Raw genomic sequence first — 26,539 nt, forward strand, 5'->3', positions numbered from 1 at the left:
TAAAAGCGCAAGGAGGCACAAAATGGAAAAGCTTGAGAAAATCAAAGCACTGGAAAAAGAAATGGCAGAAGTGAAAGGCACAACTTGCGATGTCTACAGCAGAGTGGTCGGCTACCACAGCCCCACAAGCCACTGGAACGAAGGGAAAAAAGAGGAATTTATAAACAGGGGGACTTTCAGAGTTTCCAAATGAGTCACACAGACTTCTTTATTGCAGGCTTTACGCCCGTCAGTCTCATAGATTACCCCGGAGAGGTGGCGGCAACTGTCTTCACCCACGGCTGCAACCTAAGGTGCAGATACTGCCACAACCCCCTTCTGGTAACCGGCAGAAAAAGGGACAATAAGTCATCCGAGTTTCTTTCTTATATGGCTGTAAGAAATATAGGGGCCGTCGCCGTAACAGGCGGCGAGCCTCTTTTTTCAGATCATATCACGGATTTTGTCACTTTTCTCAAAAATGACGGAATCAAGATCAAGCTGGACACCAACGGCTTTGCCCCGGCAAGGCTGTTCCCGCTCCTTGAAAAAGGGCTTATCGATTACGCAGCGGTGGACATAAAAGGCTTCTGCGCGGAGGACATAGAATACATGACCCGCTCAGCCCGCTCCACCGAGCCTTTTGTGAAAACTATCCGGGCTCTCAAGGAGAGCGGCATACCCTTTGAACTGCGCTATACCGCATGGAAAAAGCCGGATGAGGAATCACTCTTCTGGCTGGCGGACTTTGCGCGGGATGTGCCTCTGGCTTTACAGTTTCTTCAAAGATCAACGCCGCTTCTGGACAAACGCTTCTCTCCGCCTATGACCAAGGCAGAGTTTTATTCGCTGAAAACCCTCTTTGAATCCCATTTCGGCAAGGTCACTGTCCGGGAGTGACAGTTTTTTATTGTCTGTAATTCTCAAAAAATGTAAGCTTCCGAAATTTAATTTGTTTTCTTGGGGGCTTACATGCTCGGTTTATCAGGATGGGCGGTTCCGCTGGGGTTTATTCTCATGCTTCTCAGCGCCGTGCTCTGCATCATTTACGGAATAATCAACTGGAACAAAGGCTACATCATGACCGATGAGGAATTTATTCAGGAACAGGCATGGGCTGAGGAAGAAAGAAAAGTTGAGGAGACGCTCTGATGGAAATGAGTCTGCCTCTTCTTACATTTGTTGTCATAATCTATCTTTCCATAGTCGGCTGGCTCACTGTTAAGGCCTATAAAGGCACTGTCAGCACTGCGGATTACATGGTCGCCGGACGGCAGATCCACCCCTTCGTGATGGCTATGTCATACGGCGCAACGTTTATCTCCACCTCGGCGATTGTGGGTTTCGGCGGCGCGGCGGCTGTTTTCGGCATGAGCCTTCTCTGGCTTACTGTTCTTACTATTTTCGTGGGCGTTTTTATCGCCTTTGTCTTTTTCGGCAGACGCACAAGGGTCATGGGGCTGAATCTCAATGCCCATACCTTCCCTGAGTTTATAGGTCTGCGTTTTCAGTCCCGCACACTTCAGGGGCTCGCTGGGCTTCTCATATTCGTCGCAATGCCCCTTTACGCCAGCGTGGTTCTCATGGGCGGCGCAAAGTTCATAGCGCAGATATTAAGCGTTAATTATAACGCCGCGCTGTTTTTTCTTACTGTTATAGTGGCAGTTTACGTTGTAATGGGCGGGCTGAAAGGTGTTATGTATACAGATGCCTTTCAGGGCTCTGTGATGTTTGCGGGGATGATCATTCTGCTCTTTTTCACCTATTGGAAAATGGGCGGAGTAGTCGAGGCTCATCAGAAACTTACAGACATGGCGGACATTGCCGTGAGCATATTCGGCGCTCAGGGGCACACAGGATGGACATCGTTTCCCACCCTCGGCTCCCCCTTCTGGGTGACGGTGGTTACCACTATGGTAATGGGCGTGGGGATAGGCGTTCTGGCTCAGCCTCAGCTTATCGTCCGCTTCATGACCGTTAAAAGCAACAGGGAGCTTAACCGTGCCGTGCTCATAGGAGGGGTGTTCGTTCTTGTGGCTGTGGGAGTGGCGTTCATAGTCGGCGCACTGTCAAATGTGTATTTCTATTATATGAATGAGGAAACGGCGGGGAAAATATCGCTCATCGCCGCCAACAAAAATGTGGAGGAGATTATCCCTCTCTATATAAGCAAGGCTATGCCCCAGTGGTTTACCGCTATATTCACCATAACCATGCTTTCAGCGGCAATGAGTACGCTGAGCTCACAGTTTCATGCCATGGGAACCTCCCTCGGCAGGGATATCTATGAAAAATGGCTGGGGAAATCGGGCAATTCGGTTCTTATCACAAAAGCGGGCATAATCTTCACGATCATGCTCAGCTACTTCTTTGCATGGGGGCTGCCGCTTTTCTTTGACGGCGGAACAGCGATAATCGCAAGGGGAACCGCCATATTCTTCGGCATATGCGCCGCAGCCTTCCTGCCGCTGTATTTCGGAGCGATATACTCAAGGCGGATCACGAAATTCTCCGCATTCACAGGCTTTACGGCAGGCACAATAATCAGCTTTTTCTGGCTTTTCTTTGTGCATGACAAGGTTTCAGGGCCGATGATGATCTGCAAGGCGGTTTTCGGCGTGAACTCTCTGGCGGAGGGCACTATCTGGGCGGCGGTTGACCCGCTTGTGATAGGTCTGCCCGTGTCGGCGCTGATTACACTTGCCACAGCATTCGCAGGGAAACAGCTTCCGAAGGAACATGTGGAAAAATGCTTTCACGGCATCGGGAAATAAATAAAGATAAGGGATTTATCTGTTGACAACGGATTAAGGAAATCATAATATTTCTTTCCCTATTATGCTAAGCCGTGGTGGTGGAATTGGTAGACACGCAGGTTTCAGGTACCTGTGGGAGTTAATCCTGTGGGGGTTCGAGTCCCCCCCTCGGCATATGAAAAAGCCTCTGACATCAGTCAGGGGCTTTTTTATTTACAGGGGACGAGAAAGGGAACCTGCGCCAACCGAAAGTGACTACAAATGACTACATCGTTCCTTAATTTAAAATAATCTTTCCCGGCGTTCCGTGAGCAGCCTTAAATACTTTTCCTTCATGCCTGCGGAAAGAAAGCTGATTTCAATTGTCTTTCCCCAGCCGGCAGAAACAGCTTTAAGCGATGACAGTGCCTTATCGATCACCCTCTCATTCAGACCAAGCCTTTCTTTCCCATAATAATCCACAAGGTCGGCTTTGGTTATTCTGTTCTTTTTGGCATTAAGCGGCAATGCAAGCTCTTCTATGGGGTTGGGAACAGCTGCGGTTGTGTTGAGGAGATCATAAACTGGTGAAAGCTGAACTTTATCGCCCTCATATATCAGAGAGAAGTTTTTCAGGTGCATATCCTCGTTTCCTGTGATAAACGAAAACAGGGTCAGCTTAAAAAGCTTCTCTTTTTCTATCTGCGGGAAAGTGCAGTATTTTTCTATTATTTTCGCCACCTGCTCCATGCTGGAGCGGTACTTGGTATCCCTTGTAGCTCCGGATAGCTGGGCAAAATCCTCAACAGACAGTTTCCTGTTTTTCCCAGCACGGTCAAAACGCTTAATTACATACGTGAGTGCACCGTCTTTGCCGTAAATCATGAAATGAAGCGGCACATCCAGCCCGTAAGATTTTGCAAGCCGCATTGTCAGATCTTCATTTTCAGGCAGTTCAGGGTAACCGGCAGACTGCGGCTTTAGAATATACTGCCCGCCCCTGTCCGTAAGCTCAAAAACGCATCCCTTGACATTCAGCCTTGCGGACAGCTTCGGCTGAACACCTTGAATAGACATTTTTTCAGACCTTGCCGCTGCCTCAATGCGGAGCTCATCTTTCGTGTAAGGCAGATCATGCAGTTCTTTCAGGTTACGGTTAATGGTTTTCAAACCCGCTTCACTGTATCTGTAATTCGTCTCTTCGTAGGTGACCGGGCATCTCATTCCGCCACCTCTTCCACAGTGACCGAACCGACAAGATCAGCCCCCACAGCCATTAATTGTGAAAAAGAATCATTGCGGTCGATCTTGAGCCTTCTCAGCAGTGATTCAAGCTGATAACCCTCCGGCAGAAGTCCGTCAAAAAAAGGCGGAAAATCATCAAACTGATAAGATTTACCTGCCACAGGAAGTGTGAGCGAAACTGCTGTTCCGTCATAATCAGGAAGATATTGAAATTCGTACCCGCGTTCAGTCTCAGTGAGAAATCCGGCAGGTATCCCCTGTTGGTATACAAGCGCCTTACGCATCTTTACCGCCTAACGGAGAAATGTATTTCACTTTAATATTAAGGATGTGCAGAACCTTTAAAATATTTTCGTATCTGATTGTCATTTTGCCTTTTTCAAGGTCATAAATGAGGTTTTTCGCAACACCGGCATGTTCCGCAAGCTCTTTCTGTGTCAGCCCTGCCGCCTTCCTTGCATCTTTAATTATCTCAGCAAGTTCCATACAGATACCCTCCATAAAGGGAAAATTTCATGTTTATAGATATTATTAACCCAGAAGCAATAAAAAAACAAGTATTTTACCGTTATAAAGGGAATTTTATCTGATTATCATCAGAGAGAGCTAAAAAAGCTGTTGATTGGCAGCATATTCCAGTTATAAAGGGAAAATTTGACAGATGAATGGAGTCAGCAAAGGTGTGCAGAGAATATTGCATTAAAGCCGTTGTGATTATTTTCGGGGCTGTCATGGATAATCGAAATAATCTAGGACGGCCTGTAAAACTTTCTCAATCGCATAAAAGCGTTTTGCATTTGTTACGCCAAAAACCTGAGATCACCGCAGCAGCCACTTCCAGAGCGGCAGAATATGTATAGTCCGGTCATCTTGCTGAAATGTTTCCTCTTCATCAGTAGTGATAAGATAAGCCTCGCTCATTTTAAAATATTCCATTGCTTCAAGAAGCCCGTTTAGCTCACGTTCTCTTGTTTTGGGGCTGTCAATTTTATAGCTGACATTTACCAGAGTCTTTTTACCTTCTGCAACGCAGTAGAAATCTACTTCCTGTTTTCCGCTGTAGTAGTAGATCTCAGCCGTCTGTCTGCGAAGATGCAGAAACACGGCATTTTCGTATAGTTTACTGAAATCGTCCGTAACAAAAGCATCGTAAACTCCCTTAAAACCGTTATCCACTGAATATATTTTTCTGGGGTTGCGGTTTTCTTCCCTTATACTGTTTCTGAAAACAGGAATGCTGAAAACAGCATAAGCGTCTTCCAGATATGAATAATAATCAAAAACTGTATCCTTGCTGAGTTTATACCCCTGTGATTTCAGATCATTGTAAAGCTTGTTCAGGCTCACAAGTGTGCCTATATTGCAAAAGCTGTATTTAATTATATGCTTGAGCAGGCTATTATTTTTTACTCCGTATCTCTCCACTATATCCTTATAGACTATAAGATCCAGATAATCCCTGAGAATACGTCTTTTTATATCAGCAGATTGCAATACTGTTTCGGGAAATCCGCCGTCTGTGAGATACTCACTAAGAGCGTTTTTTATATAGCTTACGGAATCTGAACTGTTGAAATTGACCTTTATACCTTTTGCTTTTATAAAATCTGCAAAAGAGTAAGGGAAAATTTCATAAGTGAGGGTTCTGCCCCTGAGCGATGTGGCTATTTCCTTACTGAGAAGCTTTGAGGAAGAACCTGTAACAAAAACCCGTATGTTCAGAGTATCGTATATTCTCCGCACGTATCTTTCCCATCCGGCAATGTTCTGCACCTCATCAAGGAAGACATATACTGTTTCATGCCTTTTTTCAGGATGCATCTCATAATAACCCTCCATGATATGATTCAGATCGCCCAATTCTGTAGGAAACAGGCGGTCGTCCTCAAAGTTTACATAGATTATATTTTCGGAAGGAACCTTTTTCTTGAGGGAGTTTATAATATCAAAAAGAATACTTGTCTTTCCGCAGCGCCGTACACCTACCAGAGAGACTATCTTTTCACTGTCCACGGGAATATCATATTCTCTGGGTATGATATTATCCGGTTTGCGTTCCTGAAAGTCAGTGATAAGGGTTTTAAAGGTTTCTCTCATATTTATCCTCCCATACAAGGATAAATATAAGTATCTTTATCCTTCTTGACAAGGACAAAAAAGCCGCTTTCTATCCTTCCGTGGAAGGATAGAAACCTCAATACCCCAGACAACCTCTGCATCCGTTGTACTGGCTGTCGGGGAGAACCTCTATCCTGCGTCCCGCCATTTCGCTGAGAAAGTGAATAAGCCCACTGTTTGCCGCCACGCCGCCAGCGGCGAAGATTTTCTCAGCTCTGAATTTTTTCATAAGCGGGTACAGTCTGCGGGCTATGGATTCGTTAACGCCCGCCCCGATCTCCTCTGTTGTGTAGCCTTCGGCTATTTTGCCGATTATTTCGCTTTCGGAAAATATGGCGCAGGTGGAGCTGAGCTTTACTGGGTTTTCGGTCATTTCCGCAAGCTCATCCAGAGTTATCCGCAGTATGCCGCATGCGTTCTCCAGAAAGCGTCCTGTGCTTGCGGCGCATTTATCGTTCATCACGAAGTCTTCAATATATCCGTTCTGCACGCAGATAACCTTGCTGTCCTGCCCGCCGACATCCACCAGAACGAAGTCCTTCTCTTTTGTGGCTTCAAGAGCGCCTTTGAAGTGTGCTTTTATCTCGGAGATTACGTTAGCGTTTGCAAAATTAAGCAGGTTGCGGCCGTAACCCGTTGCAGTTATTGAATCTACGTGTTCAAGTCCGGCAGCGTCCAGATCTATGACCAGTCCTTCCGCCCCGCGCCTGACGAATGAGCGGTAAAACTCCGCCGTATCCCACCTGCGGTATGTGATTTCGCCGTCTTTCAGAAAGGCGAGCTTAACGTATCTGCTGCCGAGGTCTATTCCCGCTTTAACGGTCATTTTTCCGTGCCTCCAGCATCTCTATGAATGATTCTATGCGTATTTTCGTCCGTGCGTCTATGCCGGAGGGGGAATCTCCCTCTATCGTGAGCACGGGCACGTCCATATGCTTTCTGATGGTGATGTCCTGCATCTGGCGGTAGCAGAACGACTGCACGTAGTGTATCAGTCCGTCTATTCGGCGCTCTGCCGTCTGTTGCCTGATGTCCTGTATGCGGCCGAAAACATCATACGGATAAGTGTATTCGGCGTATCTTGCTATATAGTCAGGGTTTGTGCTGGGGATGGCGAACTGCCTCTGGATCTCGTTGAAAACAACGGATGCCCCCTTCTCCTCTATGAAGCCGTACATATCGTCATATATGGTGGGAACGCCCAGAACACCTATGCGTATCTTCCGTCCTGCGCTGCTGCGCATCTCTATCTCCGCCAGTTTCGCATCAAGCTCCGCCTCATATGAAACAGGCTCCGTATTAAAATCGGTGGAGGTCACAAGCCAGAGGTGGTTTTCAAACCCTGATGCTTTTTCCTGTGCAGTAAGAGCGTCCAGCCTGCGGAGCTTCGCACGGATGGGGTCTGTGCGCTTTGTGTATTCCTCTGCGGCTTCATATGTTGTGCCGAGGGACTTTGCCAGCGACCTGAACTCACGCTCAAGAAAGCTCCGCCTGTCCTCCTTGCCGAAGGGGTAGGCGAAGCTGTGAACGGGGATTCCGTGCTCCATGAAAAGCTCCGCCAGTGCGTGGGAGTTGCTGCAGTCCCCCTCAGTCACGGCGATAACCTCATCAATACTGCCCCTTATCACAGCGGTGTATATCCCCTTGATCCACGCGCATATATTGCGGGGAAGGCCTTCCGTCTCCGCGTAGTCAATAAAGGCGGTCGGGTCTTTGTCGGTTATGAATATATTGTTGAGATCCACCGGAACATGCCCGGCGGCGAGGATTATTTCAACGGGGATTGTGGTGGTGAAGCCTATGCGTTTTTTCATGTAAGGCTGAAGTCTATATACCTGCGGACTTCTTTATGAAGCCCTCTGCGGTTGCGGAAGATGATTTTGTTTTCCTCAAACATTCTGTCCATTTCGGCGAAGTCCACCAAATCATAAATTTCGTCAGTTATCATATCTTTAAGTCTGTAAACCTTTGTGGTTTCGTTTTTTGCCGCAAGAGAGCATTCCAGATCCTTTTTCTTCTTATAAATATGAATATGAAACACGCCCCCCTTTTCCTCAGGGCGCACTTCGTCCCATGTCATGTCCTCGCGGACAAGCATCCACCTTTCCTGATACATAAATCACCTGTTAAAAAAAGTAAGAACGGGGATAAATATACGCACATATGCTCTGAAAAACAAGCCCCGGCGGAGGGTTACTTTTTTATCTTTTTATTCTCGCGGTAGATTGCGGCGTATTTCTCAATATCCTTAAGCAGACGCACATTGTACTGACCTTCGAACTGCTCCGAGGTTTTCTGCCCCATGACTATATCAAAAAGATCGTTATCGAAAATTTTGAGAAGCAGCTCACAGAGCTCCTCCATGTCTTGCTCGGTGTAGTGCGCAGGAAGATTGTGCTCCACAAACTCGCGGACAATCATTTCGTTCTCAAGCATGGCGCGCCTTGCAGCGAGAAAGAGAGCTTTTTTAAAAAGAGGAGTGTCTTTCATCCGTTATTACCGCCCTTCAAATGTTTTTGTAATGTTTCCCTCATAATATCAATACCCACAGGCTTTGCAAGATAATCATCCATTCCGGCCTCCATAAAACGCTCCCTGTCCCCTTTTATGGCGTATGCGGTGAGGGCGATAACGGGCACATGCTTAAGATAATTTATTTTTTCATATTCGTTTATCAGCTTTGCCGCCTCGATTCCGCCGAGTTCCGGCATGTTTATATCCATTATCACAATATCAAACCCGCCCTGTCTGAACGCCTCAACTGCCTTGCGCCCGTTGTCCACACAGACGCTCTCAAGCCCAAGCTCCTTGAGGATCAGCCTGACCATTTTCTGGTTCACTGGGTTATCCTCCGCAACCAGAGCCGTGCCGTGAAATACGGCGGTTCTGCCTGTCTGCTTTTCATCTCCGGCGGGTTCATCATTCATGTAGCTTATTGCGATATAAACGGACTCATAAATATCTGAAATTCCTATAGGCTTCAGCAGAACCGAGGATGCACGTTTTCTCAGCCCCTCTTCTTCGAAGCGTTTATGCATATCCATCACAAGGACAATAGGCACACCCTCGTGTGTGCGGATGCTTTCGAGAAATTTATCCTTTGTGTTTTCAGAATAGACATAAAACACCACATCCAGAAACGGAAGTTTCTCAATATCTTCAAGGGATGAGAAATACGCTGCCTCATTGCCGAAGGCCTCAAGATAACGCATTATCTGGTTTTCGGTCACGCCAGGTTCACCCATTTCATCACTGACGAAAACAGCGGAATAGCAATCACGCACCCGTTCCGCATCCACAGCAGGTTTGGGGCTGATCACTCTGAAATCAAGCTCAAACCAGAAAACTGAACCCTGCTTCTCAGGTCTTGAAAAACCTATTTCACCGTGCATGAGCTTCACTATGTCAGATGAGACACTGAGCCCTATGCCGCCCAAGCCTTCAAATCTTTCGGCAATTTCGGTATCATACTCGGAGAAAAGCTTTCTCAGTTCCGCCTCTTTCTCCTCGCTGACCCCTGTGCCGCTGTCCTCCACACTGAAACGGAGGCGGACGGAGCCGTCACTCTTTGTCACAGCGGTGATGTCAAGCTTTGCGTAACCGCCCGGAGAATTGAATTTGACAGCGTTTTCCACAAGGTTTGAGAGAACCTGACTGATTCGCACCACATCACCCGAAAGCTCCGCCGGAATATCATGATCAATATAGAATGCGAACTCAACACCGCTTTCCGAAGCCATGAAGCCGAAAAGCTCGCTCATGGATTCGAATGTGCTGAGCGGGCTGAACCTGTCGTAATTAAGGTCAAGGCTTCCGGTCTCAAGCTTGGAGAAATCAAGTATATCGTTCACAACGCCCACAAGGTTGCTTGAGCTGTGTTTTATGATGCGCAGGAATCTTTTCTGAATTTTATCAAGCTCTGTTCCGTCCAGAAGCTCAATAAAGCCAAGAACACCTGCCAGCGGTGTGCGCAGCTCGTGGCTGATATGTGAAATAAGCTCGGACTTGGTGCTGCTCGCTTTACGCGCCGCGTCCATTGCCTTTTCAAGCTCCACTGTGTTGAGCCTGTTTTCCTCATTCATCCGGTTAGCGTAAACGGCAAGCTGCCTGAACTCCTCATACTTCATGCTCTTTGCATCTATAATAGCGCCGTTTTCCGCCGCACCGGAGAAAAAGTCCAAAAACTTGCGGAACTCGCCCTCAAGCATGCCGGAAAAGCGCTTGGCGATGAAATACGCTGTCGCGAAAACAATTATAAATGAAAGCCCTACTATGGACATTGACCTGAGCAGACCCATCTGAAGCTCATGTTTGTCCTGGTCTATTATTCTGCGGACATCATCAACATATATCGCAGAGCCTATTACCCAGTTCCATTCAGGATATTTAAGGTTGTAGGATGCCATGGAGGAAGGGGAACCCGCCCCGTCACGCACCCAGTCAAAACCGTAATAGCCTTCGGTGTCAGTTTCTGCAAATGCCAGAATGCTTTTAAGCGCCCTCTGCTTCACAGGGTTATCTGCTTCATCTGCTTTTTTGCCTATGAGCCCCGCATCGGAATGGCTGAGTACGCGGCCGGAATTATCCAGAATGTAGAAAAATGCCTTATCATTGCTGACTAGGTGCTCTATCCTTTGTAAGGCCTCCCTTTTAACATCCTCCGCAACATCCTGAACATAGCCGCCTGTACCGATAATCAGTCCATAGGGTTCAAAATACCTTACGTAGGAGATTTTTCCGTAGGAGAAGTCGCTCACGCCGGGCTTTTTCCACTGGTAGGTTACAAAACCGCCGCCCTTCATGGCAGTTTCTTTTATTTCGCGGATTACGTATCTGCCCCTGTAGTCCGTCATTTCAGAAAGATTTATATCATGCGGCAGGCCGAAGTCGCCCTGTATCTGCCTGTAGTCTTTATCGAATATAAAGAAATAGCTGTCCGCACCGAATGTTAAATCAGAGAAAACTTCGGTTATCATCCGGATGACTTTTTCTCTGGGCTCTGTTTTCCCGTATTTGAGATAGACGTTTTCCACAAAACCGTAACCGTAGTTCAGCCTGTTTCTCACCTGCGCTTTCAGTTTTTCCTCTGCGAGGCTTTTTTCATTTTCAATGAACGTGGCAACCCGGTAAGTCATTGTCTGGAGGTTTTCCTTCCCTTCCCTCAGCAGCCGTTCATCAACTTCGGCGCTTTTGACGGCAAAGTCCTTATACTCGTGATAGGCAAGAAACGAGGAAAAAAGAATAACGAACAGAAAAACAGCGGCAAGACTTGTCAGAAAATATGTTCTGCCAAGAGAGTTGGATTTTGACACCTTTCACCTTAAATAAATATTTATATAATTCTAACACCTAAATAGCTATTTTCCAATAAAAGCAAAAAGTTAATCCGTTTTCAGCCTGTCAAGCTCCTCTTCCTGCGCAGGCTGAACAGTTACCGAACCGAATTTATGATAAATAACAAAGCCCGGCGGTGTGCCCTTGGGCTTTTTAACGTGTTTTTTCCTTGTGTAGTCAACAGTTACCTTAGCTTCGCCCTTATGCTTGCTGAAAGCGGCGGTTATGGCGGCGGCCTGTAGTATGTCATCCTCATCCGGCTGGGTTTCGCAGCGGAGTATGAGATGGGCGGAGGGTATTTTCTGCGCATGGAACCAGTAATCATCAGGCTTGGCGAACTGAAAAACCAGACGATGGTTGGTGACCGAGTTTCGCCCGGCGTATGCCTTGCCGCAGGGAAGCTGAAAGCACATAAACTGCTTCTGCTTTATCTCCTGCTTGCTTTTTGTTCTGTCACCTCGGCGCATTTCATCCTCAAGGGCTAAAAGCTCCTCCTCGCCGGCGGAGTTTTCTATGAAATAGATCTGCTCCTCTATGCCTTCCAGAAACTGCTCTATCTCTTTGATTCTCTCCTCTATCCTGAAAACGGAGCGCTCCATCTTAGCCGCTTTTCTGAACAGCTTTCCCGTGAGGGCGGAAGGGTTTTCGCCTTCGGGTATCACGAATATGCGCTTTTCCACCCCTGTTTCGGTGTAGAAACTGAGTTCCATCTCCCCTGTGCGTCCGTCTATCTCAGCGAGGTTGTCACGCAGCAGTATGCCTTTCTCATAGGTGTCCCTCCAGAGCGAGGCTTCCTTAAGCTCCTTTTCAAGCTCAGCCATGAGAGAAGTATATTTTTTGCGCTGCTTCTCATAAAATTTCAGCAGACGCTTCTTCGCTGCGCCGCTCTTTTTTATCTCCGCATCCCCGCTGAGAATACGGGCATACTGAGCAAGGTTTATACTCTCCTCCGCCTCCGGAGACTTAAAAGGGATCACTTTTCCGTTTTCCGTGATGTAAAACCTGTCATCATCAAGGATGCAGCTGTTTATGTACATACAGGTTTCTGCAAACGAAAAACCCGATGCCCTCAGCTTTTCCGCATGCTTAACCGTGAGCGGATAAAAACCCGCAAGCTCGGCAAAGTTTCCGCAGTTTTCATGATTTTCCAGACTGAGACGTTTGTTTGCCTTCGGCGCGGCATATTTTTCACCTATGCCGAACGCCCTGTCCGCATCGGCGTTGCTTCTGTTCAGCAGAAAAAGCACAGTCCCTTCACCGTCAATCACGGCTGCGTTGGACATTCTGCCGATGAGCTCAGCCATAAGCCTGTACTGGATGATTTTTCCGCTGGGGCGGCGCTTAAGGAAAGTGAACCGCACAAGACGGTCATACCTGCGGCAGTCTATGGATTTAAGCGTGGCCCCGCTCAGAGCATCCAGCCTGTCGGACTGTGAACCGTCACACTTGTCCGCAGGGAAAAGCGCCGGTGAATCGCCGCAGCGGATACGGATATATTTTGCTCCCTCAGAGTAAAGGGACAGATAAAGCGAATCATCCGTAACGCCGATACGGTTCAGCTTGCTCCCGGCAAACTCGGCATTGAGCAGACGGACGGCTTTAGTGAGTGTGAGTCCGTCCATTAACCCTCAGCTTCCGCAGGGGGAGTATCCAGATATTTGGCAAACGCCTTTTTGTCAAAACATTTGGCGTATGCTTCCTCCGGTGAGATCCTGCCCGCAGTAAGCAGGTCTTTGATTGCCCCGTCCATAAGCTGCATCCCTTCGGCTTTTCCGGTCTGGATGCTGGATGGAATCTGGAAGGTTTTGCCTTCCCTGATAAGGTTGGCTATGGCGCTGTTCACAAACATTATCTCAAGTGCCGCGACACGGCCGGGTTTGTCCGTCCTTTTGAAAAGCTGCTGGCAGACAACGCCTTTCAGGGATTCGCTGAGCATGGCGCGGATCTGCGCCTGTCTGCCTTCGGGGAAAACATCTATTATCCTGTCCACTGTTTTTGCGGCGGAATTGGTATGCAGAGTGCCGAAGACAAGGTGTCCCGTCTCGGCGGCTGTTATGGCAAGTTCGATGGTTTCAAGGTCGCGCATCTCACCCACCAGAATAACGTCAGGGTCTTCACGGAGCGCAGCCTTAAGGGCAGCGGCGAAGCTCTGTGTATGTGCGCCGACTTCACGGTGGTTGATGAGGCATCTGGCGGGTTTATGCACAAACTCCACCGGGTCCTCAACAGTGAGGATGTGATCCGGCCTGTTTTTGTTGATGTAGTCTATTATTCCGGCAAGGGTGGTTGATTTGCCGCTTCCCGTCGCTCCGGTAACAAGGATAAGTCCCCTGCTGTAATCTGCAAACCTCAGCACCTGCTGCGGCAGACCAAGCTGCTCCACAGTGAGGACAGTATCGGGAATTATCCTGAAAACAGCGCCCATGCCCCTTTTCTGGTAATAGTAATTGGCACGGAAGCGCGCCTTACCGGGAATCTCGTAAGCGAAATCCAGATCTTTTTTATCAAGAAACTTCTTCCACTGCTCTTCCTGACATATCTCTGAAAGAAGCTCCGTAAGCATTTCGTTGGTGAGTTTATCATACTTAAAGGGGATTTCCGTAAGCTCGCCGTGCCTTCTCATCTGCGGTTTCACACCTGCGGAAAGGTGCAGGTCACTGCCGCCCTCGTTCATCAAATGGTTGAAAAATGCGTCTATCTTAGGCATGTTCCCCTCCGGAGGAGTAATAACTTAGTCAGTTTACACCACATTTTTCGTGATTTAAAGAGCTTATGAGGAACAGGAAAAGTTAGTGTGCAAATTTTTCCGTTTAATTCGGACTTTTTTTGTTGACAAATAAAAGACCGGAACCAATCTTATAAACAAGGAAATTTTCCCTCCCCTCCTTAACACACATGCTTGGCCGGTCGCGCCCCCAATGCGACCGGCATTTTTTATGCATTCTCCGTGAAAAAAAATATGTCATTTTCCTGACAACCACATGGAATATGGTATCATCTTCATAACCGGAGGTGTGCAATGCACAGAAAACACGTCAATGTCTTCATTGCTTTTCTAATTTGTCTGCAAATACTTATCGCAGGATGCGGCTCAGGATCGGGCTCTTCAAAAGGTGAGAAGTCAGTATATTCCATGCTGCCTGAACCGGAAACGGGGCATACCGCAACATTCAGTTCATCAGGCCTTTTCAACCTCACACAGACCAGCCTTCTCAGCGGACAGATAGGCGATTCGCCCTTATCTGATTACGCCTCATACGCAGCCAGAGATAATATGGCAGGCTGGGCGTTCGGACTTGACAGGGAAGCCCTTAAAGAAACTTTGGGCGAAAGCGCAGCAGCAAGATACGAGAACAGCATCACGGAATTTATTGACGAAATATTCACTCACCCTTCGGTGACCGCCAAGCTCCATCAGGCTGTCGGAAACTTCCCTCTTTTCAGCGGTGTGAATGATATAGCATCCCTGAATACCCTTCACTCGGTTGAGTTTAAATCCATCTCCGTGGCAGACGGGGTTTACACCGAAACCGGAGTTCAGAAATCGGTCATTACCCTTAACATTATTCTTCCTTTTGAGCTTACATCGCAGAATCCTGATCTCTCTGCCTGTTCTGATACAGTAACTGAGATTGAGGCAGATGACAGTTTCAGCGAATTTATCAACCCTGCCGCAGCGGAATGGGATTATGCAATAAGCGCCAGCCTTGTTTTCTTTGTGGATGACTTAAGCAACAGCCACGCAGGAGCACTCCTCACGAAAAACAGCGATACAGTCAGCGAGGAGGAGGAAAAAGCAGTCGCGCGGAACTTCGGGCTGATTATATGGTTTCTGGAAAATCTGAACAGCCATCAGATCCCCTCATATGACGCAAAATTTGTGTTCGGCGCTTCCGGAAACCTGGTTTCATCAACCCTCGGAAGGATACACGGAACAGCTAAAATGAATGAAGACGTTGACTGCCTTATGGCTGTTGATGCGCTCATGCCGGAGGCAGCACTCATAATACCCAATATTACAGGCGGCGGGTATCTTGATACGGATTACGAATACTACACCCATACATATAACGATGACCTTGACGGCGCAAATGAGGGGGACGAGCACGGAGCCGCATGTCTTCATGATAAAGACGGGAAAATTGTGCTGGTGGACGGGGAATCATCCTGCGCTACCGCCACAGGAACCTATGATTTATCAGACAATCTTTCCGCAGCGGGAAGTTCAGCTCTCTCCGGGACAACTGCGGCAAGGACTGTGCGGACACCTTATCAGAAAATCACAATGGAGGATCTCCACTCCCATGATGATACATCTGTCAGAGCAACATCAGGGATATGCAACAAGAGCCCGTGGAGCAGCCTCAGAACCCCCAGATTCGGCAGAGGTATAAGACTTGCCGTAAGCGAATGGGCTGTACACGGACAGGTGGCGGACCACTGGAATATCCATTGGTATCAGAGACCCGGCAGCGCCCTTGCTCAGTCTGCGATAAGCGATGCGGCTTATCTGATCAAGCTCATCGCTCAGGAAACACTTGTGGGCGGCTCATGGTGGGGATTTGCCTTTGCCTCTGCCGGACAGGCTTATAAATACGCTTCTAAGTTTAATATCTCCATTGCGGGCCATAAAATGGGCGGGGATACCAACAGCCGCATAGGGGATCTTATTGTTGCTGTAATCCGTTACGGAACAACGGCCACAAGCGTGAAGCAGTATCTCACATCCATCGGCGTATCCGAAACTGTGGACGGCGTAGCCCAGATGATTCAGACCCAGACTACCGGGTGGCAGGATTACTACAGCGGCTCACACAAAGTATGCGGCTATCAGTTTAATTAGGGCAGAAAGCAGCAGTATCTGAAAAATCTTCCGCAGACCCTCATTTGTGAGGGCTGCGGAGGTTAAACTATTTTATATATCTTTGAATAGTGCCCATCAATTCTTCGACTTGATAGTAAAATCAGTGCATCCTGCCTGATTTTACACACGCTCGCGCCTTGCAGAGCAAGGCTTCGCTGCGCACGGCGCAGACTCTTTCCCTGATTATTCAAAATTTACCATCCATGGAAATTTTGAATACACGCTCGCGCCTTGCAAAGCAAGGCTTCGCTGCGCACGGCGCAGTTCCATCCATGGAACTGTAGGGCTTTAATTATTTTATATATCTTTGGATAGTGCCCATCAATTCTTCGATGGCGGCGTCAGGGTGGTCTTCCTTGATGGCGGAGGAAACGCAGCTTTTCAGGTGTTTTTCCAGAACCATAAGCGTGACCTTGTCAAGCCCGCCCCGCACGGCGGAGATCTGGTTCACTATGTCTATACAGTATGAGCCGTCCTCCACCATGCGGATTATGCCGCCTATCTGCCCCTGAATTTTTTTCAGCCTGTCCAGAGTATCGGCGTGTTTCAAGATTTTACCTCATAACCTTCGTCAGTGATCGTTTCCTTAATCTCCTCAAGGCTCACCTTTGCTCCGTCAAACTCAACCTCTACCGACTTCGAGGCGAGATCCACCTTAACCGATGCCACACCGGCAACGCCGCCGAGGGCTTTTTCCACTGCCATTTTGCAGTGTCCGCACTTCATTCCGTCAACTTTAAGTTCCGCTTTTTCCATTAATGCACTCTCCTTAAATATTTATCAGGGCTCCACCTCTTAAGCCGCAGCGCATTCAGCACCACAGAAACCGAGCTGAACGACATAGCCGCACCCGCAATAACCGGGCTGAGATAGCCCATTGCCGCAAGGGGGATTCCCATTATGTTATATATCAGTGCCCAGAACAGACTGAGCTTTATGTTAGTCATTGCGCTTCTGCTTATTTTCAGGGCGATTCCGAGCTCCTTCATCGTACCCTTAAGCAGTGTAACGCCCGATGTCTCTATGGCCACATCAGTACCCGTACCCATGGCTACCCCCACATCCGCAAGGGCGAGAGAAGGCGCATCGTTTATTCCGTCCCCCACCATGGCAACGGTTCTGCCGTCTGCCTTAAGTTTTTCGATTACGTCCTTTTTGCCGTCCGGCAGAACTCCGGCTATGACATGCCTTATCCCCGCCTCATGCGCCACGGCTTCGGCTGCCTTTTTTGTATCTCCGGTGAGCATGAATACCTCCATGCCCAGTTTTCCGGCATATTCCACGAGGACCGCCGCACCGTCTTTTATTTTATCCGAAACGGCAAGCAGCCCTGCCGCCTGTCCGTCTATTGTTACATAAACCAGAGTCCGGCCAAGGGATTCAAACTCTTCCGCCTGTTTTTCAAGAGATGAAAAGTCTGCCTCAGCAAGCCTCCTGCTTCCGGCTGTCACCGTTCTGCCGCATACATCCGCCTTTATCCCTTTACCGGCATCAGTCACGGCATTCTCCGCCGCGGGAAGCTCAAGCCCCGCTGCCGCTTCTATAACCGCCTTCGCCAATGGGTGCTCTGAGAGCATTTCCGCAGCAGCGGCAAATTTCAGCACCTCATCCTTTGTAAAGCCGGGCGCAGTTTCGATCTCTCTCACTGCGGGCCTGCCCTCCGTGACAGTTCCTGTTTTATCAAGGACAAGAGTGTCTGTGCGGCTGAGTTTTTCCAGATGCTCACCTCCCTTGAAGAGCACCCCGAAGGAGGCCGCCCTGCCTGTTGCGGTCATTACTGATGTCGGCGTGGCAAGTCCCAGAGCGCAGGGGCAGGAGATAACTATAACGCTGGTGAATATGATAATTGCCTTGGTGAAGCCTGCTCCGAGTATGAAAAACCAGAAGGTAAAGGCCATGAGCGCGAAGATAATCACAAGGGGCACGAAGTATGACGAGATAACATCCGCCATGCGCTGGATCGGTGCTTTAACCGCCTGCGCATCCTCCACCATGCGGATTATCCTGCTGAGGAGGGTGTCCGCCCCGATTCGGGTTACACGCACAAGGATGGTTCCGCCGCCGTTCACGGTTCCGCCAGTGACCTCTGCTCCTGTTTCTTTCAGAACAGGCAGACTCTCACCCGTAACCATGGATTCGTCTATGTAAGAAGAACCGGAGACTATCTCCCCGTCCAGTGGAATCTTTGTTCCGGGCTTGACCACAAGGGTTTCACCGACCATCACCGATTCCACGCCCACCTCAGCCTCTTTGCCGTCATGGAGGACAACGGCGGTTTTCGCACCGAGCTCCATCAGGCTCCTGAGCGCATCCGCCGTGCGGGCTTTCGCTATCCCTTCCAGATACTTGCCGAGAAGCACAAGGGTAATCAGCATGGCCGAAGCCTCAAAGTACAGATGCCCGTCAAAGAACATGCTCACAACACTGTACAGATACGCCGTTGTGGTTCCCATTGCCACAAGCACATCCATATTGGTTGAGCCGTGCTTAAGATTGGCGTAAGCCCCCTTATAGAACCGCCACCCGCCCGCAAACTGAACAAACGATGCCAGCACAAACTGCACCCACTTATTCATAAAAATCAGGGGAAAAACATTGAGCCCAAATACATGGTCAAACATGGAGAGGCTCATGGGGAGGGTGAAAATAACGGAAAGAATGAGGATTATCTTGGTGTGCCTTTCGGCCTCTGCCGGGTCGCCCGCCTCTTTGGCGGCTCCGAAGCCTATATCCTCTATGAAGCGGATAATGTCTTCCTCCCTGAGGATTTCCCTGTCATAAACCACCCGCCCCTTCGCTGTGCTGAGGTTTACGGCCACTTCGGATATGCCTTTCTGTTTAGTGAGCTTTCTTTCTATTCGTGATGAGCATGCAGAGCATGTCATTCCGGTTATGCTGAGTTTTACGCTTTCTTCTTTCATACATATACCCCGTAAGGGTATACTACGCCTTTAAACCGACAGATCAAGTAAAAATTTTGGCAAAAAAAGGATTACTGCGTCAAGCGCCTGATTTCAGCGGCTCTGCATCCGGCCTTTTTAAGCACCGCCTCAAAGTCGGATAAGGTGAAAGGTTTTTTAAGGAACCCGAAGATACCTAAGTTCTCGGCACGCTTTTCATAATCCGGCACATCATAGGCAGACATCACGACCACCACCAGTTCCGGGTTAAGCTGCTTCATTCCGGCTATCATCTCAAACCCGGTCATCTCAGGCATCCACAGATCCGTTATCACAACATCAACAGAGGATTTACCGAAAACATCCAGCCCGTTCCTGCCGTTGTCCGCCATAATAACCTGCCCGAAAATATTGCGCAGGATGCTCTCCATGGCTCTTCTGGCGTAGCTGTCATCCTCCACAAAAAGGGCTGACAGGTTTTTCAAATCATTCAGTTCAGTCATTAAAATTCTCTCACAATAAAATCAAAACAGAAAAAACTGTTTTCAGGTTATAAGTATAGCTTTTCATCCATATCTTTCAACCTTTCACAGAGAGAATTAATAATTCTTAATGAAAGCCGGTGATTCAGCCCGATGAGTTCGCGGAACGCCTCAGGCTCTATCTTGAATATAACCGAGTCCTCCCCGGCTTTTGCGGTGGCTGTTCTTGGGGTTCCAAGCAGGTTAGCCATCTCGCCCAGTATGTTCCCCTCACTGATTATTCCAATCGGCTTCTCCGCCCCTTCTATATACACATCCACCCTGCCCTTGTAGACGTAATAAACCTCGCGCGATGTGTCTCCCTGATTAAAGAGCAGCGCGCCTTCGGGGTAAAAATCCGAGTAGCGCTTCATCATCGATGAGTTGCGCCCGAAGAAAAACCGTTCAAGAATATTGCGCTTCTCTTCGCTGTGAACGCTGAAAACCTTGTTTATCACAAGAATGTCCGTTCTGTCGCAGACGTACACGAACTCGGCGCAGATGAAAAAAACCTGACAGACGAGATATACCCAGAGAAGAAGAGCTATCAGAGCCCCGATCACCCCGTAAAGCATGTTCATTTTCGCCATACCCGTCATTATGCTGAAAGCGAATTTCAGCACAAACAGAAGAAAAGCGAAAAGAAGCGCCCCGCTGAAAGCAGCAGATGTGGACGGACGGCGAACCGGAAGGTATCTGTAACAGATGAATGCACCAACGAAAGCGGCAAACACAGGAAGCATAAGCCCCAGCCCGCCGAGACTGCCTATCACCTCAGCCCCCACTCCGGACTGCATAAGCATTTCGCTTATAAAACCGAGAACAAGCCGCATTCCGGCAAAGAAAGTTACCAGCAGAAACACCGCCGGAATGATTACTATGGAAATAACCGCGGTAATTATGAAATTTCTGTTTTTAGGCGAAGGGAATATGACATCAAACGCCCTCTGCACAGAGGCCATAATCAGCCTTGATGTCCATAGCAGGTTCAGTGCGCCGAATAGCCCCACCGCTCCGGCGGCTCCGCTGCTCAGGCCGAATCTTTCCAGAAATTCCCTGTTCAGGTTAGGGCTGAAACTGCTGAGCAGACGGAAAAAATCTTCAGAGAACGCCGCGTGGCTGTCCAGAAAGGACTCAAAAATGGTAAGTATCAGAAGAATAATGGGAATTATCGAAAGCAGAAAGTAGTAGGCAACAGCACCGGCATGGTTTGTGAGCTCGTTTTCCATATAACGGCTTACGGCTATGTAAAACTTATGGATGAAGGGTGTGCGGTTCTTCATATGCGGTGCTCCGCAGGCAGCAAACAATCAGACAACTTTAACATGCCACGGCTCAAACCGAACGCCGTATGGGTTTTTTCTGTCATAACGGATGCGCATATAGCCTTCTTCCAAGAGTCTGGAATATTCCCTTGTGGTGGCGAACCTGTCAGTGAAGTTGAAATGCCCCCAGCCCTTTATGCCTACATCGAAATCGCCTGTGCCGTGGTATGAGTAGCCTATGGGTGCTATGGAGCGCGAAGCCATGGAAAGGTTCCCCTTGGTCTCCACAGTTTTGGCAAGGAAAAGCCCCGCCTGCTTCACAATGCTCCTCACACCGGAGGTGAGAATGAGCGTTTTCATGTCTGCGGTTATTTTTGCGTAGGTGGCCTCCGCCTTGCCCTTGTATATGAAGTGCCCTGTGCCGGGCATTTTGAAAACATGCCTGTCCTTTACTTCATCGTAAAGGCTGTTGAAAATCCTGTCCCCGTAGAAGCCGTAAGCAGATGCGCTGCGCCGGAAAAACTCCTCCATGAAGTTTTTCTCCTGCGGGGTAAATTCGGCGAGTGCTCCCCTGAGGCTCATGGTGCTGAGAGCATCGCGGTAGGAAAGTACATTGAAATTGCCGAAACCGACAAACTTCATAAGCTCGCGCAGCTTGCCGTTGCAGCTCTGAATGAGGGCAAACTCAGCGGGAGAGGCTATCACATCATCCTTGAAGCTGTGGTTGAACTCTTTGATTTTTTTGAAGTATTCGCTGTTGTATATCTTCTGCCCGTCTTCAATGCGGCATATATCCGCGGACGGGTCACTTTTTCCGTCAGGGAAAGGATACACAAAGCCAAGGGCATCCTCAGCACTCAAAAAGCATGAGGCTGCGGGGAGAGCGGCTGCAAGTTTCAGAAAAGTTCTTCTGTTCACGGCAAAGCACCATGGAAATTATTCTGCTGAGCAGTAAGCGTCAAATCCGTTACGTTCCGCATAGGCGAAAATATCAAAACCGTCCGGGGCGCATCCGCTGAAATCGCAGGCTGCGGCATAGCTTTCCCACCCGCGCCTTATTTCCGCTGCGTCCTTCTCCAGAACCGCTCCGTTTTCACATATATCGGCAAAAACAAGCTCTGCCCTGCCGAAGCGTCCTTCCACAGAGGCTGTCCGCACATTTGCGGCAGCCGTCAGTCCGGTTTTCTCAGTTCCGTTATCCGAAGCGTAAAAGAATGAACCGGAAAAAGGGTCAACAGCGGAAAAGGGCTCTTTTTCACCTATGGCATAAACGTAAAGTATATGTCTGTTTTTGTCTGTTTTGTTATCAGAAACATTATCGCCTATGTCCACCCTGACGTGATCCGACCTGATGCTGAGGAAAAAATCGCACCCGAAAAGCATGAACACAAGTACAAAAATAACCGTAAACTGTTTCATAGCCTACTATACAGCATTAATAAGGAATTTGAAAGAAATTAGGGATAAAAAATATTGGAAATAAAAGCGGGAAACCCGTGAAGGATTTCCCGCTGAGTATTTTAGAACTTGTAAGTGAGGTTGGCTGCAAAAATGTGCGCGTCTATGTCTTTAAACTCGCCTCTGATCCTTGTGGCATCAACACCTTTCACAACATTGCCCGCTTCATTGTCGAACTTTCTGTTTTCATCATCAAGGTAGTTGTAGGCTATATCAAGGTCAAAGTTTTTGCCGATATGAAAGCCTGCGCCCACAGTGTAGAGCCATCTGTCACCGGAGGGGAGCATAGGGTCTACCCACTCATCGGGGATAGGGCTGTAGTCTCTGATTATACCAGCGCGGAGATCAACAGTTTCGTTAAGCTTGTACTGTCCGCCGAAACGGATTGCCCATACATCTTTCCAGTTTTTGGGTTTGACACCTATTCCTGAAAGACCCTCAGGATTAAGCTCGTCATATGAAGACCACTCTGTGTACTGGCCGTCAAGTTCGAATGTCCATTTGCCGTTTGACCATGCAGCAGCAACATAAGTCACAGCGGGCAGAGTTATATCAGCTTTGAAGTCGCCGGCTATATCCTGAAAATTAGCAAGCTGAGACTTGGTTTTGCTTGTTCCTTCAACCTCGTGCTTCATTTCAGGTCTGTAGCTAACGCCGAAACGCCAGTTTTCACCAAGTTTGTAATGAGCGGCTATGTTCCAGCCCCATGCATCGCTGTCACCTTCAAGATCGAGTGATTCTGAGGGAAAAGGTATTGTAGGGGGAAGATAGGGGGTGGTTGAATTTATAGTCACGTCCATTCTCTGGTAAACGAGACCTGCTGCAAGGCTGAGGTCGTTTGTTACCTTATATGCAAGGACAGGGTTGAATGTGTATGTGGCTATTTCGGCGTTTTTACCACCAACAAGAGAAGAGCCTGCCCAGTCGTCCTTCCAGTCCATTCCGAGGCCGAAGGTTATGAAAGAGCCGAAACCGAAGGAAAGCCTGTCGTTGATTTTTGTTGTTATATAGAGATTGGGAATTACAAATGTTTTGTCCTCCGTTTCGCTTGAAACGGGGCTGCCCATATAAGTGCCTTCAAAAGAAGCAGTGGGACGAATAAGCGAGAAACCCAGTGAAACCTGAGTGCCATCAAGCTGGGTGATACCTGCGGGGTTGTAGTAAACTGCTGTGGGGTCGTCAGCCTGTGCTGCGAATGCTCCTCCCATACCGAGAGCCTTTGCGCCCTGCTCGTTAATCGCAAAACCGCTCGCAAACGCCGCCGAAGGCAAAATAAAACACACAGCGGCAATAACTAAAATTAAACGCCTGAACATAAACAATCTCCTGACTTTTCTTATGGTTTACCTGATTGCAAATATTTGACAACTTTATTGTTATTTAACAACGGCGAAACCCGTACATAGATAAGACAAAGTTTTAGAATATGCAAGCGGAAATCTTGAGATGCACGCTAAAGGCTTCACAGACAGACTTATGACATTTTTTGTGCGGGAAAATATACTTTTTCAGCCCTGTTTCGGGACTTTTTAACAAAGATCGGTTATCATTAAATTGACGGGCAAATTTGCGGCGGTATAAAGACAATGAGATCTCGTGTGATTTTTACAAGCATACAGCAAAAAATATTTTTCTACGCCGTTCTCCTGTTCTTCGGCATACTGACTCTGAGCAGCATTGCGCTGTATTTCATAATAAAAATTGAACTCAGGGACAGAATATCCGAACAGATTAACATCTATGCCGACAGTCTGGCGGACATGGTGAAAATCTCTGTGGACAGCGCTTCGGAACAATACCTCAAAGGGGTTCTGCTTGAGCGTTCCTCTGTCCTTGAATCAATGCGCGAAAACGGCGCAGACCGTTCTTCAATGCTGGAAACAGCTTCCAAACCGCCTTTTAAGGATGCCTCTGTAAGCATAAGGGATAAAGACGGGCAGCTTCTGGTTTACGGCATCGCCTCCGAAAATGCCTCCTGCGGAAAAACCTCCCTCATCACCGAACGTTTCGCAAGGGACGGCGTGCACTATATTTCAGGAACTTATACAATCCCCTCATCCGGCTGGTGCATAACCGTGGCTGTTCCCTCCGCCTCTTTCAGGGATATTCTTGAGGTTGAAGAGGTCAGGGACGCCATTCTCTCAAAAAAATTCGGCAAAAGCGGTTACGCATATGTGATAGATTCATCGGGCAACGTCCTTATCCACCCTCTTATCGAAAACACGAACGTGTATAACGAAGCGGATATGAACGGCAGGTACTTCATCCGCGAAATGATACAGAAAAAAAACGGCGACACATATTACCCATGGAAAAACCCCGGTGAAACTGCCTTCCGGGAGAAAGTCGCCAGCCACAGATATATCCCGCAGCTTGACTGGATAGTTGCCTCCTCCAGCTATCTGGATGAGATATACCTGCCGCTTTTCAGGCTCAAGGTTTATCTCACCGCTGTCTTTCTCATTTCAGTCATTACGGTTATCCCGCTTACAGTGTGGCTCAGTGCAAATATCACCGGCCCCATAAAGGAGCTTACGCTGGCAATAGAAAGGGGCGGCACAAACATCCGCCTCACAAGAAAAACCGAAGATGAAACAGGCAGACTGATTGATCACTTCAACAGACATATGGAAACCATAGACGACTACAGGCTTAAGCTTGAGCAGGATCTGCAGGATAAGCTGCGCGCCGAAAACGCACTGAAAAAGAGCCTTGAGGCGGAAAAAGCGGTCAGCGACATCTCTGCTGGATTCATAAGCTTTTCATCCATGCCCACGGATGAAATATTCCGCAGTTCACTGATAAAATTCAGCATACTTATAGGCGCATCCAGAGCGGCGGTTTACAAAAGGACACCGGACCGCTGCAAAATGCTTTACAGGTACGATCCGTCCAATTCACCCCTTGGAACTGAGGAGTGCAAGGCGTTCAGCAGGTGGCTGTTTGAGCGCACGGCGGAAGAGCCCGAATTCTTTGTCGGTTCAGTATGGCAAAGCAACGAAAGCCAGTCGGCCATGCATTTTCTGAAAAGCAGACGCACCGTATCCGCTGCCGCATCCTCCATGAGCATTGAGCAGGAGAACGATTCTGTAATCCTTTTTGAATTTGAGGAGCAGATGACCTACGCGGAATATGAAAATATTCTGCCTACTTTAAGGCTCTTCAAGAACATTTTTGACGGAGCCATGAAGCGGGTAATGTGGGAGGACTCCTTACAGAAGGCCTATGACCAGATGGAGAAGAAGGTGCAGGAACGCACTGCGGAACTCACTGATAAAACTGTGCTGCTTGAGGAGTTTTCCAAAAACCTTGAAAAAAGGGTTCAGGAGGAAACAGAAAAACACCGCACACAGGAGCAGCTTCTGGTTCAGCAGTCAAAAATGGCGGCAATGGGGGAAATGATAGGTTCCATAGCCCACCAGTGGCGGCAGCCGCTCAACGCACTTGCGCTTCTCATTCAGGACATTGAAGAGGCGCACTTCTGCGGTGAAATAAATGATAAATACATAACCTCCACCGTGTCCGATGCAATGAAGCAGATAAATCATATGTCTGTGACCATTGACGATTTCCGCAATTTTTTCCGGCCGAGCAAGCAGAAAACAAAAATCAACGTACCCTCAGCCGTGCTTGAGGTCATATCCCTCATGGCATCGCAGATCTCCAACAACTCCATCAGCGTGGATTTCTCCTGCGGCGCGGAAAGAGGAAAATCAGACTGTGATATATATGTAGACGGCTATTTCAATGAATTTAAGCATGTGATCATGAATATACTGAACAACGCCAAGGATGAGATAGTCAAGGTGCAGAACAGAGAACAGAGAAGCGGGCTGATAAGTATCTCCGTAACCTCGGAAAACGGCATAGTCCGCATATCAGTGAAAGATACTGGTGAAGGCATACCCGCCGAGTTTTCAGATAGAATTTTCGAACCGTACTTCACCACCAAAAACCCTGACAAAGGGACGGGAATAGGCCTTTATATGGCTAAGGTGATAATCGAAAATAATATGGGCGGCAGGCTGTACGCGCTGAACAGGGAGGAAGGGGGAGCGGAATTCATTATAGAGCTTGAAGAAACAGAGCCGGACGACATATCTCAGGGCTGAATCAGAGC

General features: G+C 48.3%; 25 protein-coding genes and 1 tRNA gene. 7 read left to right on the plus strand and 19 right to left on the minus strand.

All coding sequences use genetic code 11. The annotated features are described in order from the left end of the window. Window positions 1–22: 22 nt before the first annotated feature. From nrdD to OSQ85_RS08010, 5 genes are all read left to right on the plus strand, one after another. The gene (nrdD, locus tag OSQ85_RS07990; RefSeq protein ID WP_265822330.1) at window positions 23–193 is read left to right on the plus strand and encodes an anaerobic ribonucleoside-triphosphate reductase; all 171 of its coding nucleotides are present in this window, start codon (window positions 23–25) and stop codon (window positions 191–193) included. Further along, complete coding sequence (locus OSQ85_RS07995; protein WP_265822331.1) at window positions 190–879, plus strand: anaerobic ribonucleoside-triphosphate reductase activating protein; 690 nt, start codon at window positions 190–192, stop codon at window positions 877–879. The genes nrdD and OSQ85_RS07995 overlap by 4 nt, the downstream gene beginning before the upstream one ends. A gap of 72 nt (window positions 880–951) precedes the next feature. Beyond that, window positions 952–1,131, plus strand: a complete 180-nt coding sequence (locus tag OSQ85_RS08000) for a symporter small accessory protein (protein ID WP_265822332.1) — start codon at window positions 952–954, stop codon at window positions 1,129–1,131. Window positions 1,132–1,136: 5 nt separating this feature from the next. Continuing rightward, window positions 1,137–2,753: a sodium:solute symporter family protein gene (locus OSQ85_RS08005; RefSeq protein WP_407649347.1), complete on the plus strand. Its 1,617-nt coding sequence runs from the start codon at window positions 1,137–1,139 to the stop codon at window positions 2,751–2,753. Window positions 2,754–2,824: 71 nt separating this feature from the next. After that, a tRNA-Leu gene (locus OSQ85_RS08010) sits at window positions 2,825–2,909 on the plus strand. A gap of 108 nt (window positions 2,910–3,017) precedes the next feature. Here OSQ85_RS08010 and OSQ85_RS08015 read toward each other — a convergent pair. From OSQ85_RS08015 to OSQ85_RS08065, 11 genes are all read right to left on the minus strand, one after another. Continuing rightward, window positions 3,018–3,938, minus strand: coding sequence for a HipA domain-containing protein (locus OSQ85_RS08015; RefSeq protein WP_265822334.1), 921 nt, complete (start codon window positions 3,936–3,938; stop codon window positions 3,018–3,020). After that, window positions 3,935–4,243 carry a HipA N-terminal domain-containing protein gene (locus OSQ85_RS08020; RefSeq protein WP_265822335.1) on the minus strand — a complete coding sequence of 103 codons (309 nt, stop codon included), beginning with the start codon at window positions 4,241–4,243 and terminating at the stop codon, window positions 3,935–3,937. Before OSQ85_RS08020 ends, OSQ85_RS08015 begins: the two co-directional genes overlap by 4 nt. Next, the gene (locus tag OSQ85_RS08025) at window positions 4,236–4,445 is read right to left on the minus strand and encodes a type II toxin-antitoxin system Y4mF family antitoxin (protein WP_265822336.1); all 210 of its coding nucleotides are present in this window, start codon (window positions 4,443–4,445) and stop codon (window positions 4,236–4,238) included. Before OSQ85_RS08025 ends, OSQ85_RS08020 begins: the two co-directional genes overlap by 8 nt. Window positions 4,446–4,778: 333 nt before the next feature. Then, window positions 4,779–6,056 carry an ATP-binding protein gene (locus tag OSQ85_RS08030; RefSeq protein ID WP_265822337.1) on the minus strand — a complete coding sequence of 426 codons (1,278 nt, stop codon included), beginning with the start codon at window positions 6,054–6,056 and terminating at the stop codon, window positions 4,779–4,781. Window positions 6,057–6,153: 97 nt separating this feature from the next. Beyond that, the gene (locus OSQ85_RS08035; protein ID WP_265822338.1) at window positions 6,154–6,903 is read right to left on the minus strand and encodes an acyl-CoA dehydratase activase; all 750 of its coding nucleotides are present in this window, start codon (window positions 6,901–6,903) and stop codon (window positions 6,154–6,156) included. Next, a complete protein-coding gene (locus OSQ85_RS08040; RefSeq protein ID WP_265822339.1) occupies window positions 6,893–7,891 on the minus strand; it encodes a 2-hydroxyacyl-CoA dehydratase family protein in 999 nt (332 codons plus the stop codon). The genes OSQ85_RS08035 and OSQ85_RS08040 overlap by 11 nt, the downstream gene beginning before the upstream one ends. Further along, window positions 7,888–8,193: a hypothetical protein gene (locus OSQ85_RS08045; protein WP_265822340.1), complete on the minus strand. Its 306-nt coding sequence runs from the start codon at window positions 8,191–8,193 to the stop codon at window positions 7,888–7,890. The genes OSQ85_RS08040 and OSQ85_RS08045 overlap by 4 nt, the downstream gene beginning before the upstream one ends. A 77-nt stretch (window positions 8,194–8,270) precedes the next feature. Continuing rightward, window positions 8,271–8,567: an FAD assembly factor SdhE gene (locus tag OSQ85_RS08050; RefSeq protein WP_265822341.1), complete on the minus strand. Its 297-nt coding sequence runs from the start codon at window positions 8,565–8,567 to the stop codon at window positions 8,271–8,273. Beyond that, window positions 8,564–11,389 carry a cache domain-containing protein gene (locus OSQ85_RS08055; protein ID WP_265822342.1) on the minus strand — a complete coding sequence of 942 codons (2,826 nt, stop codon included), beginning with the start codon at window positions 11,387–11,389 and terminating at the stop codon, window positions 8,564–8,566. The genes OSQ85_RS08050 and OSQ85_RS08055 overlap by 4 nt, the downstream gene beginning before the upstream one ends. A 69-nt stretch (window positions 11,390–11,458) precedes the next feature. Continuing rightward, window positions 11,459–13,033, minus strand: a complete 1,575-nt coding sequence (locus tag OSQ85_RS08060) for an NFACT RNA binding domain-containing protein (RefSeq protein WP_265822343.1) — start codon at window positions 13,031–13,033, stop codon at window positions 11,459–11,461. Beyond that, on the minus strand, window positions 13,033–14,118 hold the full coding sequence (locus OSQ85_RS08065; RefSeq protein ID WP_265822344.1) for a type IV pilus twitching motility protein PilT: 1,086 nt from the start codon (window positions 14,116–14,118) through the stop codon (window positions 13,033–13,035). Before OSQ85_RS08065 ends, OSQ85_RS08060 begins: the two co-directional genes overlap by 1 nt. Window positions 14,119–14,430: 312 nt before the next feature. Between OSQ85_RS08065 and OSQ85_RS08070 the strand changes: the two genes are divergently transcribed. Beyond that, entirely contained in the window at window positions 14,431–16,254 is a 1,824-nt protein-coding gene (locus OSQ85_RS08070; RefSeq protein WP_265822345.1) for a hypothetical protein, read from the plus strand. A 313-nt stretch (window positions 16,255–16,567) separates the two neighbouring features. Here the strand turns inward: OSQ85_RS08070 and OSQ85_RS08075 are convergent, their stop codons facing one another. From OSQ85_RS08075 to OSQ85_RS08110, 8 genes are all read right to left on the minus strand, one after another. After that, window positions 16,568–16,825 carry a metal-sensitive transcriptional regulator gene (locus tag OSQ85_RS08075; protein WP_265822346.1) on the minus strand — a complete coding sequence of 86 codons (258 nt, stop codon included), beginning with the start codon at window positions 16,823–16,825 and terminating at the stop codon, window positions 16,568–16,570. Then, window positions 16,822–17,031: a copper chaperone CopZ gene (gene copZ / locus OSQ85_RS08080; protein WP_265822347.1), complete on the minus strand. Its 210-nt coding sequence runs from the start codon at window positions 17,029–17,031 to the stop codon at window positions 16,822–16,824. Before copZ ends, OSQ85_RS08075 begins: the two co-directional genes overlap by 4 nt. Next, window positions 17,031–19,196, minus strand: coding sequence for a heavy metal translocating P-type ATPase (locus OSQ85_RS08085; protein WP_265822348.1), 2,166 nt, complete (start codon window positions 19,194–19,196; stop codon window positions 17,031–17,033). The genes copZ and OSQ85_RS08085 overlap by 1 nt, the downstream gene beginning before the upstream one ends. Before the next feature lie 71 nt (window positions 19,197–19,267). After that, window positions 19,268–19,678, minus strand: a complete 411-nt coding sequence (locus tag OSQ85_RS08090; RefSeq protein ID WP_265822349.1) for a response regulator transcription factor — start codon at window positions 19,676–19,678, stop codon at window positions 19,268–19,270. Between the two features lie 47 nt (window positions 19,679–19,725). Further along, window positions 19,726–20,979 (minus strand): YhjD/YihY/BrkB family envelope integrity protein, encoded by a 1,254-nt coding sequence (locus OSQ85_RS08095; protein ID WP_265822350.1) that lies wholly within the window; start codon window positions 20,977–20,979, stop codon window positions 19,726–19,728. Window positions 20,980–21,006: 27 nt separating this feature from the next. After that, window positions 21,007–21,879: a M15 family metallopeptidase gene (locus OSQ85_RS08100; RefSeq protein ID WP_265822351.1), complete on the minus strand. Its 873-nt coding sequence runs from the start codon at window positions 21,877–21,879 to the stop codon at window positions 21,007–21,009. 18 nt (window positions 21,880–21,897) lie between these two features. Next, entirely contained in the window at window positions 21,898–22,380 is a 483-nt protein-coding gene (locus OSQ85_RS08105) for a hypothetical protein (protein WP_265822352.1), read from the minus strand. Between the two features lie 101 nt (window positions 22,381–22,481). Further along, entirely contained in the window at window positions 22,482–23,735 is a 1,254-nt protein-coding gene (locus OSQ85_RS08110) for an OmpP1/FadL family transporter (protein WP_265822353.1), read from the minus strand. Window positions 23,736–24,017: 282 nt separating this feature from the next. On the opposite strand from OSQ85_RS08110, the gene OSQ85_RS08115 reads away from it, so the two are divergent. Next, a complete protein-coding gene (locus OSQ85_RS08115; RefSeq protein WP_265822354.1) occupies window positions 24,018–26,531 on the plus strand; it encodes a cache domain-containing protein in 2,514 nt (837 codons plus the stop codon). Window positions 26,532–26,539 lie beyond the last annotated feature (8 nt).

It is taken from the genome of Geovibrio ferrireducens (assembly GCF_026226615.1).
Taxonomy (GTDB): Bacteria; Chrysiogenota; Deferribacteres; order Deferribacterales; family Geovibrionaceae; genus Geovibrio; species Geovibrio ferrireducens.